At 44.0% G+C, this 15,452-nt stretch carries 20 protein-coding genes; 18 read left to right on the top strand and 2 right to left on the bottom strand.

Annotated elements, in window-relative coordinates; translation table 11 throughout:
* The first annotated feature begins 158 nt into the window (after positions 1–158).
* From V1224_12475 to V1224_12395, 17 genes are all read left to right on the top strand, one after another.
* Complete coding sequence (locus V1224_12475) at positions 159–788, top strand: CatB-related O-acetyltransferase (GenBank protein WWR15279.1); 630 nt, start codon at positions 159–161, stop codon at positions 786–788.
* A 287-nt stretch (positions 789–1,075) separates the two neighbouring features.
* The gene (locus V1224_12470; GenBank protein ID WWR15278.1) at positions 1,076–1,456 is read left to right on the top strand and encodes a hypothetical protein; all 381 of its coding nucleotides are present in this window, start codon (positions 1,076–1,078) and stop codon (positions 1,454–1,456) included.
* 84 nt (positions 1,457–1,540) lie between these two features.
* Positions 1,541–2,224 carry a hypothetical protein gene (locus V1224_12465; GenBank protein ID WWR15277.1) on the top strand — a complete coding sequence of 228 codons (684 nt, stop codon included), beginning with the start codon at positions 1,541–1,543 and terminating at the stop codon, positions 2,222–2,224.
* Between the two features lie 230 nt (positions 2,225–2,454).
* Positions 2,455–2,976 (top strand): hypothetical protein, encoded by a 522-nt coding sequence (locus V1224_12460; protein ID WWR15276.1) that lies wholly within the window; start codon positions 2,455–2,457, stop codon positions 2,974–2,976.
* Positions 2,977–3,206: 230 nt separating this feature from the next.
* A complete protein-coding gene (locus V1224_12455) occupies positions 3,207–3,356 on the top strand; it encodes a hypothetical protein (GenBank protein ID WWR15275.1) in 150 nt (49 codons plus the stop codon).
* Between the two features lie 20 nt (positions 3,357–3,376).
* Positions 3,377–3,991: a hypothetical protein gene (locus V1224_12450; protein ID WWR15274.1), complete on the top strand. Its 615-nt coding sequence runs from the start codon at positions 3,377–3,379 to the stop codon at positions 3,989–3,991.
* 579 nt (positions 3,992–4,570) lie between these two features.
* Positions 4,571–5,461, top strand: coding sequence for a Fic family protein (locus V1224_12445; GenBank protein ID WWR15273.1), 891 nt, complete (start codon positions 4,571–4,573; stop codon positions 5,459–5,461).
* Positions 5,462–5,943: 482 nt separating this feature from the next.
* Positions 5,944–6,825 (top strand): radical SAM protein, encoded by an 882-nt coding sequence (locus V1224_12440; GenBank protein WWR15272.1) that lies wholly within the window; start codon positions 5,944–5,946, stop codon positions 6,823–6,825.
* Positions 6,826–7,461: 636 nt separating this feature from the next.
* Positions 7,462–7,959 (top strand): hypothetical protein, encoded by a 498-nt coding sequence (locus tag V1224_12435; GenBank protein WWR15271.1) that lies wholly within the window; start codon positions 7,462–7,464, stop codon positions 7,957–7,959.
* 419 nt (positions 7,960–8,378) lie between these two features.
* Positions 8,379–8,591: a hypothetical protein gene (locus tag V1224_12430; GenBank protein WWR15270.1), complete on the top strand. Its 213-nt coding sequence runs from the start codon at positions 8,379–8,381 to the stop codon at positions 8,589–8,591.
* Positions 8,592–8,736: 145 nt separating this feature from the next.
* The gene (locus tag V1224_12425; protein WWR15269.1) at positions 8,737–8,922 is read left to right on the top strand and encodes a hypothetical protein; all 186 of its coding nucleotides are present in this window, start codon (positions 8,737–8,739) and stop codon (positions 8,920–8,922) included.
* Complete coding sequence (locus V1224_12420; GenBank protein ID WWR15268.1) at positions 8,923–9,399, top strand: GHKL domain-containing protein; 477 nt, start codon at positions 8,923–8,925, stop codon at positions 9,397–9,399.
* Positions 9,400–9,870: 471 nt separating this feature from the next.
* Positions 9,871–10,368 carry a hypothetical protein gene (locus V1224_12415; GenBank protein ID WWR15267.1) on the top strand — a complete coding sequence of 166 codons (498 nt, stop codon included), beginning with the start codon at positions 9,871–9,873 and terminating at the stop codon, positions 10,366–10,368.
* Positions 10,369–10,393: 25 nt separating this feature from the next.
* Positions 10,394–10,999: a hypothetical protein gene (locus V1224_12410; protein ID WWR15266.1), complete on the top strand. Its 606-nt coding sequence runs from the start codon at positions 10,394–10,396 to the stop codon at positions 10,997–10,999.
* A 367-nt stretch (positions 11,000–11,366) separates the two neighbouring features.
* Complete coding sequence (locus V1224_12405; protein WWR15265.1) at positions 11,367–12,911, top strand: hypothetical protein; 1,545 nt, start codon at positions 11,367–11,369, stop codon at positions 12,909–12,911.
* 45 nt (positions 12,912–12,956) lie between these two features.
* On the top strand, positions 12,957–13,145 hold the full coding sequence (locus V1224_12400) for a hypothetical protein (protein WWR15264.1): 189 nt from the start codon (positions 12,957–12,959) through the stop codon (positions 13,143–13,145).
* 33 nt (positions 13,146–13,178) lie between these two features.
* Positions 13,179–13,562, top strand: coding sequence for a hypothetical protein (locus tag V1224_12395; protein WWR15263.1), 384 nt, complete (start codon positions 13,179–13,181; stop codon positions 13,560–13,562).
* 168 nt (positions 13,563–13,730) lie between these two features.
* Here the strand turns inward: V1224_12395 and V1224_12390 are convergent, their stop codons facing one another.
* Positions 13,731–13,988, bottom strand: a complete 258-nt coding sequence (locus tag V1224_12390) for a hypothetical protein (protein ID WWR15262.1) — start codon at positions 13,986–13,988, stop codon at positions 13,731–13,733.
* Positions 13,989–14,406: 418 nt separating this feature from the next.
* On the opposite strand from V1224_12390, the gene V1224_12385 reads away from it, so the two are divergent.
* Positions 14,407–15,051 (top strand): histidine phosphatase family protein, encoded by a 645-nt coding sequence (locus V1224_12385; protein ID WWR15261.1) that lies wholly within the window; start codon positions 14,407–14,409, stop codon positions 15,049–15,051.
* A 21-nt stretch (positions 15,052–15,072) separates the two neighbouring features.
* Here the strand turns inward: V1224_12385 and V1224_12380 are convergent, their stop codons facing one another.
* Positions 15,073–15,441 carry a helix-turn-helix domain-containing protein gene (locus V1224_12380; protein WWR15260.1) on the bottom strand — a complete coding sequence of 123 codons (369 nt, stop codon included), beginning with the start codon at positions 15,439–15,441 and terminating at the stop codon, positions 15,073–15,075.
* Positions 15,442–15,452 lie beyond the last annotated feature (11 nt).

Raw genomic sequence — 15,452 nt, 5'->3', positions numbered from 1 at the left:
CCGTTTCTCAGCCTTTACAACGCCTGGTTATTGCTTTCTGATCGAACAGCGTCTATAATTGTCTTTAAATTAAAAGAGAGGTGGTTGAAATGAAACTCTGCATTGCTTTATCTGGAATAGTTAAGTAGACAGGACTAAAACTGACAGGAGGACTTTGAATGACTATTCCAGTAAAACAGATTTATCCCCGTACAGGAGATAAAGAAACAATTTATTTGAAACATGTAATCAAAAATCCCCATATAACGGTTGGAGATTTTACAATGTATAATGATTTTGTGAATGAACCGGCGTTATTTGAGAAAAACAATGTATTATATCATTATCCGATAAATCATGACAAACTGCAGATTGGGAAATTCTGTTCCATTGCCTGTGGTGCAAAGTTTCTTTTCAACAGTGCCAATCATACGCTATCGTCGTTGTCTACATATCCATTCCCGTTATTTTTTGAGGAGTGGGGATTGGAGAAAAAGGACGTGACGAGGGCATGGGATAATAAAGGCGATATTGTCATAGGCAATGACGTTTGGATTGGTTATGAAGCCGTTATTTTGGCAGGTGTCACGGTTGGAGACGGAGCGATCATTGGAACTCGTGCGGTTGTCACGCAAGACGTCCCGCCATATACGATTGTTGGCGGTGTTCCCGCAAAACTGATAAGGAGACGATTTCCGGAAGAAACGATTTCTGCATTACTGGAGATTCAATGGTGGAACTGGTCTGAGGAAAAAATCGCAGGAAACATTGATGCTATACAGAATGGAAACATTGAACAGTTAAGATAAACTACGTAAATGTAATCAGGACGATGCTTTACGTTCCCTTGAGAAAAGACAGCAAAAAGAAATGTAATTTCAGAGGCCGTAGTTTTGCGGCCTCTCTTTTTGCGTCGCCACACATCAGACAGGAAGCTTCGGAGGAGGTTCCTGTCAGTAAAAAACACTTTTGCAGGTGACAGTAGATTGTAAATGTTATTCTCTGATGATACAATGTGATCGGTGATAAAAGATGAAAACATTAAAATTTTATATTGGGAAAATTTCTGGCATTATCTGGGGAGAAAAATTTCAGTTTGCAGGCATATAAAGATATTCGTTTTGAAAAGTGCTTTTTTCTGTCTCCAATCGTTAATATGGAATATCTCATCAAAAATATGTTCCTCTGGTTTCATGTCACAGAAGAAATGCTTTATGCTAAAAGAGAAATTCCGACACCGATTGACACTCTGTCCTGGGATTATTACCAGTATGTAAAGAAAAGTCCCATAACAGGATGGAACAGTCCAACCTGTATCCTTTACGGAGGCAAAGACAATTTACAGTCTTTACAAGTGATAGAAAATTTTGTCAAGTCCAATCCTGTTGATTTGACTATTTCTGAACATAGTGAACATTCCTTTATGGGGAATGGAGATGACAAGATTATCAACAGTTGGATATGTGATAATCTGTAAAAGGGAAGAGAGATTAAGCTGCATGATTATGATAAAAAAGGGGTTATTGGGACAAGTATTTTAGAGGAAGAAGTGATATATTAGATGGAAGAATACATGGATTATGTGATCAAAATTTCACCGTTTGTGATTTATCATATCTTTACTGATCTCTCTGAAAACACATTTTGTCAGGATGGGGGGGAAGAAAGACCTGGTTTCAGTATTGTTCAAAATCTGTGGACAAACGCACCATATTATGAACTCATAAATGAGGCCGATTCAAAATTACCTGTAAATTTCAGAGCCAAGAAGGGAGAAAGAGATATTATACATGACTCAGTCAAGTTAGAAGAAGATTTTCATATAATGGTAGAAACTTATCCGTTTTTAGTTATTATCAGTGAAGTTGAATACAAATATAAAAATAAAACGCATAAAGATATGTTAATGTCAACACCATTAGAAACAATAAAAATAGATGAAAATACCATATTTCATATACGCGAATATTTACATGATAATTGCCATCATGAGGTTTTTATGTCAAATGATTCTTCCAGCATTTATAGTAAGACAAATAAACAGGTAATATCAGCTTGTAAGCATTTTAAAGAAAACGCTACATTTCCAGGTGGAAAAGAGGGTGGATATGGTTATGTTCTAAAAAAGATCAATGAATTGATCACTCCCATGGATCCAATGCAAAAATATTATCAGAAAGAGATAAAAGGCGGATGGATAAACAGAATTATATGCCATATTATATCAAGACAGAAAAGAGTATGACCGACTGGACATAATAAAAATAAACTATTTTCCGTTGATTTTATTTTAGAAGATTTTGTTTTGTTCAGTAGCTTTCTCAGATATTTAATTTTTACTATGAATAGCTGTGGATGATAAGTTGGCAGAATATTGGGGTTATGGCTGAAATCTTAAGTTGTATGTTTGATTTTGGAATATGTGAAAGTGACTATAATTATAGATAACAGAATGACACGGAGGGAGAAAATTTTATGAGATCAAAAGAAAGAATGCTTTTAGCCTTATGTTTGATGACAGCATTGTTGCTTTCTGGATGTTCATCAAAATCAGAATATTATATTGAGAAACCTAAGGATAATAAATTCAATATGGAAAGTGTTAGTGAATTGCAAAACTCAGATGTTGAGTTGATAAAAGAATTTCTGCCTGAAGTTACTGAGTGGTATAATCCAATAGATATTAGCAAGGAACAATCCATTGATTTTGTAGCAGATGAAATAGACGATTTAGGACATAGATTATATGAGAGCCCGACATGGACGTCCTATTTAAATAATTTTGCATCTGGAAATGCAGCAGAAGGAGATAAAGAAAAATTTCAGCAGATTGAAAAGGCGAATGTAATATATGGGAAAATTGCTGAGATCGTAATGACTTCTGATATGAATGTTATTTTATCAGAAAAATCAGATATGAACATGACAATAAGTGAAGAAATATGGATTGAGTTAGGAGATTGCATTAAAGAAGCAATAGATTATTATTATGAATAATCAGGGGCGTTGTGTGTAGAAGGTAATGTAAAATAGTTTGTGTCCAAGGAAAAATACCTCTTTTCTGGTAAGAATCAAGATCTGACAATTCTTATTGTAAAGGAGGTTTTTTTATGCCAGCAGCAAAGGAGCAGATACGAGAGATTATTGAAGATAACAACTTAAACAACGATGCATGACGACCATCCCGACATACAGATGGGGAACCGGGCGTTACGGATCAGCATGTAATGAAGCATGTCAAAATCGCACTGGAACATGAATTTACCGGAGGGAAATATCATGCAGCAAGGCATAAGTTTTGCAGCAATAAGGCAAAGGCAGGGGTCAATCCCAGGAGACTACAGTATATCGTGGGGCATTCGGACACAAGTATATGAAAAGGGGAACTTAGCGAGATATGAAAGAAATTTTACTAAGGATACTTAACAGTGAGATAGTGCATTATGTTGTTGTGCCTATAGCAATAGTTCTGTTGGGATGGGTAAAAAACGAACGTGACCCTAAAGAGAAGAATAAAGAATTGGGGTATTGGATGCTGAAATGTAGAAAACTACCTACTTTTCCAAATATTGCAACAAAAATTTACAAAATGATGGCAACAAATTTGCTGGTTGCATATATGGTTGAAGCGATACTCTGCTTTTGGAAAGGAATGACATTTTCGTATATTTTTTCTGGAATTTGGTATTTTGGCATAAATGCTCTGTTTGTTTTTTGGAATTGTAGAAGTGCCAATGGTAAGATAGAATTTTGGAAGAATGGAAAGGCAAAAGGAGTACTGATATTTACACTCTATTTGATATATGGAATTCCATTCTTTTCTGGATGGTATGGTAAATATAATTCGATTGTAAGAATTATATTTTGTATATTAATTTTCGTTTGGGCAATCTGTTTATTCAATTACTGTGATGCAGCTTTTATTTTGGATAACAGATATGCGGATATTTATGTAAAAGGGAGTGAACGTGCGCAATTCGCAGAGGCTGGAAGTATAAAGAAGTACGGGTAATGGATAATTGTAAATAGATATGCAAATGGATATGATGAAGAAATACGAATTAAAGAAAGCGACATAGTGAGGATTGATTATTATGGTGGACCAATGATTATGGTTGAAAAACGTAAGCTATTTAAAAAAGCTCAGAGTAAGAAATAAAGAAGCAAAATATAGAGAAGTGGCTTTTGAGTTTCAAGAGTGTTTATGGTAGCTGGAGACTGTCAATAATCTTGTGTCTTTGGAGAATTATTCTTTGCTGACAGAAATCAGGTATGTAGAAAAAAATCACATCTCATATATGCAGACGATACCCATTGTACGAATATGGCAAAATCGGGAATAGCATTTAAAACACTGTAATATCTCATGGGGCACGCAGATATAGCAACTACCTTAAACTTATGTATATACCTATCTCAAATCAGAAGATGCCAAGGACGAACTGGAACAGTTGAATGTAAGGGAGCAGTTAAAAAAGAAAAGGCATTTTGTAACTTCTTATTATTCCGAAAATAATCTAATATTATTCCTTTTGGTTGATTATGTTCCGGAAACGAGATATACTATTGAGGGAAAAGAGGTGCAATCTATATGTATATTACAGTAAAGCAGGCAGCAGAAAAGTGGGGGATTTCTGACAGACGAGTGCGTATACTTTGCTCGGAAGGAAAAATCTCGGGAGTCACACGAGAAGGGCACAGTTGGATGATCCCATCAGATGCGAAAAAACCACAGGATGGACGTTTTAAGGCTGCAGAAAGTTTACTGAAAGCCATAGACAGGAAGAAAAGAGAACTGGATACCAGACGCTCGTTGACTGAGGGTGAGCTGGAACGCTTGACTGAGGAATTTACTATTGAGTATACTTATAATTCAAATGCAATTGAGGGAAACACTTTAACCCTTCGTGAGACGGATATGGTTTTGCGCGGCCTGACGATTGACAGGAAGCCGTTAAAAGACCATATGGAGGCGGTCGGGCATAAAGAAGCGTTTGATTTTGTGCGGGATTTGGTAAAAGAGCAGAATTCTTTATCGGAGAGTATTATCAAGCAGATACACTATCTTGTATTAGCGGATAAACGGGAGGACCGGGGAGTTTACAGAAGAGTCCCCGTCAGAATTATGGGTGCGAAGCATGAACCGGTTCAGCCCTACTTGATCCAGCCTGAAATGGAACAGTTGTTGGAGGCTTATAGGAATAGTACAGATCATATCATTCCCCGGCTCGCACGCTTCCATATTGAATTCGAAGGGATTCATCCTTTTATAGACGGAAATGGCAGAACGGGGAGGCTGCTTGTGAATTTGGAATTGATGAAAGCAGGATACCCGCCAATTGATATTAAATTTGCAGACCGGATTTCATATTACAATGCATTCGACGAATACCATGTAAAGCATAATCTTGGTGCAATGGAAAAGCTGTTTGCAGGTTATGTGAATGCAAGGCTGGACAGTTACTTGATGATATTGGAATAATAACTATATGGGGAAGGATCTGTATGTTTGTTTTAGAATACTATGGATTGGATGATGAATTTGACAAGAAAGAAGTTTTTCCGATGGGTGGGCATTTTGCCCTCCAAGTCCGCACTTCCTTTTAACGATAGCAGGCAATCATTAAAAGGTTTGAATATAGGATGAATGAAAAAAAGGGCTGTTTCGGCAGTCCTTTTTTTATATTGCCGCCGATCACGGACTGGAGTCGGCCCATAGGGACGCGGCGGACAATGGTTTCTTCGTTGTTGAATTTATTGTCGGACATTCTACATCCACCTCTTTCCTATGAGTATATACCGGCAGGGTGGAGAATCAAGATACCCTTGTCCACGGAGGGTACGGTTATTTTTGACAGATAGTACGAAAAAGTGAACTACCGACTAAAAAAGACAGTACTTGATTTCATGGAGTTTCAGAGGTAATTTAGTGCAAAAGAGGCAAGGAGCGAGGAGGAATGAAAGATGCACTTTACGGGAAGGACGTGGAGGCCGCCCTACGAGGCGAATTCCGTCATCATACAGGCAACTTCCGGCTGTACTTACGGGAAATGCCGTTTCTGCAGCCTTTACAAAAACGAGTGTTTCCGTATGTCTCCGATGAAGGAGTTCGAGGAAGACCTGGCGGAGATTAAAAGTTACCAGCCATATGCGAGGCGCATCTTCTGGACAGGGGCGAACCCGTTTGCCATGAGCTATGAGAATCTGAAACTACGGGCGCTTACGGTGCGGGATTACCTCATCAAATGCCAGACGATGTCCATGTTCGCAAGCATCAGAGATATAAAAAACAAGGAAGTGTGGCAGCTTAAGAAGCTCCGGGCGATGGGGATAAACGGGCTGACCATCGGGACGGAGAGCGGTGACGATGACACACTTGCGCTGGCGGGCAAGGGATATACGGCGGCTGACATTCTGGAGCAGTGCCGGAAGCTGGACGAGGCGGGGATTGAATATTATTTCGTTTATATGACCGGGCTTGCGGGGAGGGGCAGGGGATACTGGAATGCGGTGAACAGCGCAAAGCTGTTCAGCCAGCTCAACCCCTATTTTATCTCGGTAGATTCACTCACGCTGTTTCCGGATACGGAGCTGTACCGCATGAAGCAGGAGGGGCAGTTTGCCCCTGCCGGGGAGAAGGAGCGCCTGGAGGAACTGCAGGTGTTTATCAAAAATTTGCAGATACGGACACACCTTTTTGCCAACTCCAGTTCAAACTTTTATCCGGTCACCGCCTATCTGCCGAAGGAGCGGGATTTTGTGGTTAGCGAGCTAAAGCACATCAAGGATACGGTAAGTGAGGAGGAAATGGCGGAATATCGCAGAAACCTGAAATCTTTAGGATGAAGAATTACACAAAAGACAACCATCGCTGTGGCTCACTACCATATGCGGCAGTTTACGTTTGTGCCACTTTGCAGGGCATCCGTCCCTATTTCATTGGGAATAATAAGGGCGGTTTATACATGAAAAACTAATAATCTGCGATTCATACAGCCAGATTAACTATTCACGAAGTAGATGTTAGAAATCCCCCTGATTTTTCCGATAAGTTAGTTGAAGACTGAAGGTGACAGAAACGATAAGAACTGCGGCATGTGTTGATGATAAAATATAAGGTCTTATCTTGTGTCGCTTATCAAAAGCAGGGCGCGGAATGCAGCATTACAGAATATGCTTTTCCTGATGTCCAGTATCTGGCAAACTCTGCTTAGTATTTTCTTACTCGGTATGATTGGCAGTAATGACGTTTAGCCTGTGCAGGAATATCAAAGGGATGGAGGCATCCGTAAGGTGCGGCACGAAACGGAGAGCTACATGGTGTGTGTAAACATAAGTTGTCTGTAATCAGGCGTGATGTGACAGGCTCTGTCGCCCCTGCTCCGGACTGTTTTTTGGTGATTACGGAGCCACCGCTGAAGATTACAGAGCAGATGTGGCTCTGAACGATTAAAGGGTTGAAGATATGGAGGCTTGAAGGAAATGGGTATTAATGGAATTGGAGTAGCGGGATATCCGATAACAGGATATACGGCAAGAAAGGCAGAAAGAGGCGCAGAATCCGGGTTTGTGGGTTTCATGGAAACGGTAGAAGAAAAGACGGCGCAGGGAAAGGCAGCCGACCAGGATGAGAAAGCCTTTGAGATGGTCGGCCCGAACGCCCCGCATGGCGTTAAGGATGTATGGATGGAGGCGGCGAAAGAGGTAAATGCGGATGGCATGGGAATCCGGGGCAACGGAATGATGAGCCACATATCGCAGATGATGGTGCAGAGGCTTAATAAACAGCTTAATGGCAAAACGGAGAATTTTGACATTCTTGGGAACACCGTGCAATCTGCGATCCAGGCAACGAAAAAGGCGCTGTACGATTTGGAGCATCCCATAGTATATACGCCCAGGAGCATAGAGGTTCAGCAGGCCCGTATCAAAGAAGGGGAATTTTACAGAGCGTTTTTGGAGAAGCTGGAAAAATTATAAGAAGGCATACCCAATAAGCCATAGCAGAACAGGGCAGGTATCCTCCGCGCTTTGTAGATTGAGAGCTGGTGCAGTTTTGAATGGCAAAGGTATGGCTGCCTGGTAACAAATTAAAAATAATGGAGTGACATTTAGCAATGGGAATAAGCAGCGTAAATGAACAGGGGTGCGCTGCGGGCGCTGCTGGAAGCCTGCGGTTATGATTTTTAAAATATAGAAACATGGGGGAGCATGTATTTTTTTGACACTTTTTTGGAGCAAAGGAAAACAGGGCAGTTATGGAAATACAGATACGGGATTCTTTTTCTTCTAATTGTGACTGCCGTCCGCATAAACCGGTGGCTTGGTATCGTAATGTGGAAACCGTGTTTGATCATACCCGTGCTCATGGTATGCTGTATGCTGTTTTACCGCATTAGGTGGAAACAGGGCATGTTTTTTTCCTGTCTGAATTACTGCCTGATGTTGCTGACAGATTTTTTATTGATGCAGGTGGGAAATATTTGGATTTCGCAGGATTTTGTAAGGAATACGGAATATGTTTTTCAATTCCTTCTTCTGTCCCTGCTTGCAAAAATGACATGGCTGTGTCTGCTTTTCACACTGCGGAAGATATGGGACGGATAAAATGATTACAGAGGGCTTTCCAATAGGGAATGGGTGAAATTAAGCATGATACCTTTATTTACGATGATGGCCCTTTGTGTCATATTATTTGGCTATAGTAGTGAAAAAAGGATGCAGAGTGTATACCTTTTCCTTGCAGTTGGATTAATTATGGTTAACTTAATTATTTTAGGGTTGATGCAGGGAATCCTTGAAAAAGAGGAACTGTTACGGGAAAGCGCACTGGCAGGCCAGAAGAAGGAGAGCCAGTTTGCCCATTACCGGGATATGCAGGCGGTCTATGAGCGGCAGGGGAGGAAGATGCACGACTACAAAAACCAGATAAGGACGATATAGGTGCTGCTGAAGAAGGGCGACACGCAGGCCGCCGCCGCACTTGCGGAACGGCTGACGGAGAGCATATCGGTGGAGATGGCAGCAGTCAACACGAACCACCCGGTGGTGGATGCCGTCCTGAACCAGAAGTTTCATGCCGCGAGGGAACAGGGCGTGTCCATGACGTTCCGGGTGGGCGACATGGGCGGGATTTGGCTGAATGAGGAGGAGACGGTGATCCTGCTCTCCAACCTACTGGACAACGCCATCTACGAATGCATGAAGGTGGTGCGGCAGGGGAGGAAGGCCGTCATCCACGTTAAGCTGGTGCAGGAGGGCGGGAAGCTGATCTTCTCCGTAAGGAACCCCGTGGTGGAAAAAGTGCAGGCCACGGAAGGCACCGGCCTGTCGAACGTGAAGACCGTGGCGGATAAATACGGGGGTGATTTCGCCGTTTCCTGTGACGCAGAAAAGTTCCAGGCGGTGGTGATGCTATAAACTTTATGGTCATTTCATGCGATTTATAGCCACTTGGTGCAATCTGGGTTGGAAAACAGGCTTCATCTACCGACAGATTTAATAAAGGTAATGGCAGAAATTGCGGTGAGTGATGATTCGCTGTTTAGCTGAATGTGGGCGTGATGCCCGGACTTACCATGAGGGGGCATGGGCGGTTCCGAATGGCAGAGGAACCGCAGTTTGACGAAGATGGACTGAACGGGGATTCGGATGAATCCAACGTGCAGGGGGAGATCATTTCGGCGGAACCGCATAAAGGGAGCGCGGAGTGAAAAAAGTAATTGTAGTAATTTCAGCGAAAGGGGGTGTTTGTCATGAAGTTTGACAGGGGAAGTTAGGCGGTATGTCTGCATGGAGGTAATGAACTGCTCGGACTTATCACAAGGGAGCGGATGCGGCTCTGACCGACAGAGGGGCTGCAATAATAAAAATAATGGAGGACATTTGGAGATGAGTGTAAATGGAATAGGGACAGCGGGATATCCGCTGACAGGATACACGGCAAGGAAAATGGAAAGAAGTGTGGAACCCGGAACGGTGGGATTCATGGAAACGGTGGAAGAAAAGGCGGCGCAGGGCAAAGCAGCCGGCCAGGATGAAAAAGCCTTTGAGATGGTCGGTCCCAATGCCCCGCAGGAAGTGAGGGATGCGTGGATGGACGCGGCGAAAGAAGTAAATGCGAATGGCATGGGAATCCGGGGCAACGGGATGATGAGCCACATATCGCAGATGATGGTGCAGCGGCTTAATAAACAGCTTAAAGGTGAAACGGAGAATATTGACATCCTTGGAAGCACAGTGGAATCTGCAATCCAGGCAACGAAACAGGCGCTGTATGATTTGGAGTATCCCAAAGTATATACGCCCAGGAGCATAGAGGTTCAGCAGGCTCGCATCAAAGAAGGGGAATTTTACAGGGCGTTTTTGGAGAGGCTGGGGCAGTTATAATAGATTTACAGAGGAGGGTGAAATAATGCAGGTCAGTTCGTCCAATGTTTCATTGCAGAACAGATATTTTTTAGGAACAGGAAGCATAGGCGGTATCCATCTGCACGACTTCAATGACAAATATGTTTTCTCCAAAAAGAAAAGCGGCATCAGTGATGAGGAATACCGGAAGCAGATTCGGGAACAGGCATATGAGGATTTTGCAAAAGGGCAGTTCCAGAACAAATCCGAAGGGTTTAACAGGCTGATGAAAAACTACACATCGGAAGTATCCCCGGATAGAAAAGGAATCATCACTTCCGGTCTAAAGGCTGTTTTAGGAAACAGGCAGAATGTGCTTAAGCCCATAGATTTTGTGGCGACGCTGCTGGAAGGGAAAGTGAAATATCAGAAACTGCCGTCAGGCAACAGCGATTACATAGAGTTTTATGATAAGAACGGTGAGATGGTGGCGACTTATTCCAATAATGGATGGACGATGTATACCACCAATGCGGAGGCTTCCAGACAGACGGAAATGTGCATGATCTATAACGAGGCATGGGGAAACGCCAAGAGGGGCATTCCGCTGGTGGGTGAAGAAGCAGTTAATGCAGAGAATCCGCAGAATAGCTTTGATGCAAAGGCATAGCAGGCAATGAATTCTATGGTTTCATATCCCGGATAAGCTACAGCCGAACAAGGCGGGGCAGGTATCCACGGTTTCCAACTGAACAGTAGGTTTTGAAATGGATATAACAGGAATAGCAAAAAGCCATCAAGCGGGAATCCAAAAGCCGGGAAAGGCATCATCCAAATTGTCTGATTCCCTCTGGAAGAAGGTAACAGGATGCGGTGCAGAACGTCTATATGGAGAATAAGTTCCTTGCCCTGCGGAAAAGCGAAGTTGCCAAAGTTGTGCCGGACAGGGCAGGCATGTCCGGCGTTCCGGTAGATTGGGGAATCGGGGAGCAGTGCGGACAGTGAGCCGTAATATTGAAAACAATGGAGGATTTGAAATGGGAGTTAATTCAGTAAATGATGCAGGTTCCGCATATGGAGCGGCTTTCAGGAACAAGCCGGTATACTTCATGACGGGAAAAGAGACAGAGGCGTTTTTTGACGGGAAGATGTGCAGGAACATGGAGCTGCGGGAGGACACCTGCACCCTCACCAGCAATAACACTTACCGCAGGCAGCATACCACTTATGAGGTTTCCGATAAGGACAAAGGCAGCGCATTCCTGGACTTGAACTTTCTGATCAAGGACGAGACCAGCAGCCTGAAAGGGAATCTCAGCGATGATAAGGATGTGGATTTCTATAACTTTTCCATCCCATTTATGAACTTCCAACGGAATTACTTTGGTGTTGAAGCTTACATTGATATGCCAGAGGGCTGTGATTACGACCTTACCCTGTATGACGAATACGGCAATCAGGTGGGGAAGGCAGAGTGGGACGGAGAGGGGCGGAAGAAGCTGACCGTCCCTAATTGGGATATCAATACCAGTAAATACTGCCTCAAGGTAGAAAACGGAAACGGGGAGGAGGTTTCCCCGGATGATTATTACAAGATCAGTTTCCATGTTTCTGAAAACAAGGAGCATGAAAAGACTGATGCCATCAGGGAAGCATATGGGAACCTTCACGGGGCATACAGTCAGAAAGATGAAAACTGGCGGGAATATCTTGATCAGTATAATGCCGTCTTAAAGGAGACGGAGCAGAATTATATAAAAGAACTGGAGCTTCTCCACCAGAAACAGTTTGACAGCCTGCCGGAAGAAAAGAAGTATAAGGGCGGGCGCACCGTGGATGAACTGCTGCAGGACATGGCGGAGGGGAAGGACTTAAATGATGCGGAACTGGAGTATGTGAAGATTTTTGCCAACCTGAAAGACATGGAAAAGGCGCAGATTAAAGCGGAGCTGAAAAACAGCTTTTCAGATGATTTCGTAAAGGATCTGGAAGGCATGGGCATTTCCCGTGACGACATAGAGGGTATGCGCGTAAGGATTGGGAGCAGCGGGGATGTGTCCGTGGACGGGATAGAGGACGAGGGTGTCCGGGAACAGGTGCAGAAGCTGATAGATGAAAAGTACGGTGACCGGATGTACCAGTATTACATAGGGATTGCGGACAGCGTGGGAGACCTGTCCGGTGGCACATACCGATATGCCACGGACATACAGGAAGTCCGGCGCTACCTGAAAGGGGTTACGGGGGAGGACATTTCCTTAGAAAATCTTTATCTGACGCCCGATGGGAAGATTGGAGGGCTGCCGGACAAGGCGGCTGATCTGATCAACAAGACAAAGGACAATGCCAGGATAGAACGGATGAAGGATGCGCTGGTGGATATCATAGGGAAGTTCAGGATAAGCGGAGACTTGGGAATTCCCGATTTCACTTCACAGTTCCAGTTCAAGGATGGGGCGTTCTCCGTGGCGGACAGCGGTTTTGCGGTGGATATGGGCGCATTGGATGGCCGGTTTACACCACAGTCCACTGGAAATATGTATTCCGATATGTATAAATATCAATTCAAGAAGGTTTTATAGGCTCCGCAGAAACAGAATAATAGACCTACAGGAGAGGGTGGAATAATGCAGGTAAGTTCGTTCAATGGTTCATTGCAGAACAGATATTTTTCAGGAACAGGAAGTATTGGAGGTATCCATCTGCCGGACTTCAATGACAAATATGTTTTCTCCAAAAAGAAAAGCGGTGTCAGTGATGAAGAATATCGGAAGCAGATTAGGGAACAGGCATATGAGGATTTTGCAAAAGGATAGTTCCAGAATAAATCCGAAGGGTTTAACAGGCTGATGAAAAGCTACACATCGGAAGTGTCTCCGGATAGAAAGGGGATTATCACTTCCGGCTTGAAAGCTGTTTCCAGAAACAGGCAGACTGTGCTGAAACCGATAGATTTTGTGGCGACGCTGCTTGAAGGGAAAGTGAAATATCAGAAACTGCCGTCAGGCAACAGCGATTACATAGAGTTTTATGATAAGAACGGTGAGATGGTGGCGACTTATTCCAACAATGGGTGGACGATGTATACCACCAATGCGGAGGCGTCCAGACAGACGGAAATGTGCATGATTTATAACGAGGCATGGGGAAATGCAAAGAGGGGCATTCCGTTGACGGGTGAAGAAGCAGTGAGTGTGAAAAATCCGCAGAATAGCTTTGACGCAAAGGCATAGTAAGGAAATGAAGCTACGGCTGTATATCCCCGATAATCCACAGTCTAACAAGGCTGGGTAGGCTCCCCCCCCGGCGTTTCAGCGGCCTCTGATAAGGTGGGGGGGGAGGCATCCCCGGCGATCCGGCAGAAAGGGAATATTTACATGAATCATTTTAAGCGGTTTTTATTACTTGTACTTGCAGTCGGAAAACCCAAGCAGGTAGGCGAGCATCCCAAACCGCGAGCCGAGCGCGTTCTGCTCGTTGACGTAGCGGTCGATCAGCAGCCGGATTTCTTTCGGCAGCTCCATCCTTTCCAGTTCGCCGGAGTATATGTCCGACTTTCTGAGAATCGCCTGGTATTCCCCATCACTGCTTACGATGCCATTCATGACTCCGTTCATGCGGGTGTCCATGAGCTGGTACAATGCAGAATCTTTTTTCAATCCAATCCCTGCTTCCGTGGTGTCGTAGCTTACCTCTGTTTTGGCGGGATAGTAAGCGGAAAAAGAAAAAAGCCGGAAAATCGCTTGTAGTGTCCGACTCTTTTTGATAATGTATTCACATGGGGTACTACCATAACGGGTAGGCGGTCAGTCCTTCTTCGCGGAGGGACTATCCCTCCGACAACGGGTAAAACCGGGAAAGGAGGGATTGCTTATGAGTGACTATGAACTGCTGACGGTTGTTCTGATGATTCTTGGAATCATCGTGTCGATCCTGATAGCATACATAAACACAAAAAAGTAACCGCCCCCAGGCCTGAAGTGAACCCCTTTCATTAGACATTTATTTTTGTCTAACAAAAGGGGTTCACTTCAATTTTCGGTGACGATTCCTTATACTGTTAGCGGAGGTACGGGTATGGTTCGTTTTTACATAGTCAGGCATGGTCAGACGCTTTTGAACAGCTTAGACCGGGCGCAGGGATGGGCTGATTCACCGCTCACCGAAGCAGGAAAGCAGATGGTGGCTGACATAGGGCAGAAACTAAAGGGAATTGATTTTGATGCGGTTTATACCAGCGATATGCTCCGTGCCATACAGACGGCAGAACTGATTCTGGAAGCAAACGGAAAGAAGGGTGTGCCAATAGAAAGGGACGTAAGGCTTCGGGAATGGTGCCTGGGGTGTATGGAGGCGGAGAATAATGCGGTTTTCATAAAGAATGTATCGGACTGGCTGGGAGGAGCGTCTTTTGCAGAGCTGAATCAGCGGCTCCCCGATGTTGCGGATGTCCTTTATGAACATGATACGACAGGAATGGCGGAGCCATTCCAGGCAATAGAAGAACGCCTGAAAGCTGCATTCATGGATACTGCCCAAAGGCATGGAATGGGGGAAAGCAGCAATATTCTGATAGTAACCCATGCCTTTGCTATAAAGACAATAATCCATTTATTTGCACCGGAGCAGTCAGGCAAATTTGGGAAGGTAAAGAACGCATCAGTTTCCCGGCTTGTATTTGAAAACGGGGTTTTCTCATTGGAGCCGGATATACAGATATGAAAAGAACAGCAGGAAAGCCAGTCAAGGTTCTCCTGCTGATTTTTTTGTACAGCACGGCGGTTGGATGTCTAACCTGTCCAAAAAGCCTGCACCCCAATCGCACATGGCATCCAGCACGGGGATGACGCTGCGTCCAAATGGGGTGAGGGAGTACAGCGTCCTGGGCGGCTTGTCCGGGATGACCTCCCGATGCAGCATCCCACATTCCTCCAGATCGTGTAGCTGCTGTGACAGCATCTTCGGCGTTGCCTTGGGGATCATGCGCTGCAGTTCCATATAGTGGAGCGGTTTTTCTATCAGATACCAGAGGATGAGCGGCTTGTATTTCCCGCCAATCAAAAACAGCGTGGCTTCAACCGGGCAGTTGAACTGGTCTTTTGAATATTCCATGATGTACCTCC

It is taken from the genome of Lachnospiraceae bacterium JLR.KK008, assembly GCA_037015955.1.
Lineage (GTDB): Bacteria > Bacillota > Clostridia > Lachnospirales > Lachnospiraceae > VSOB01.
The sequence above is the reverse complement of the archived record's forward strand: the minus strand, read 5'-3'. Positions and strand labels throughout refer to the sequence as shown.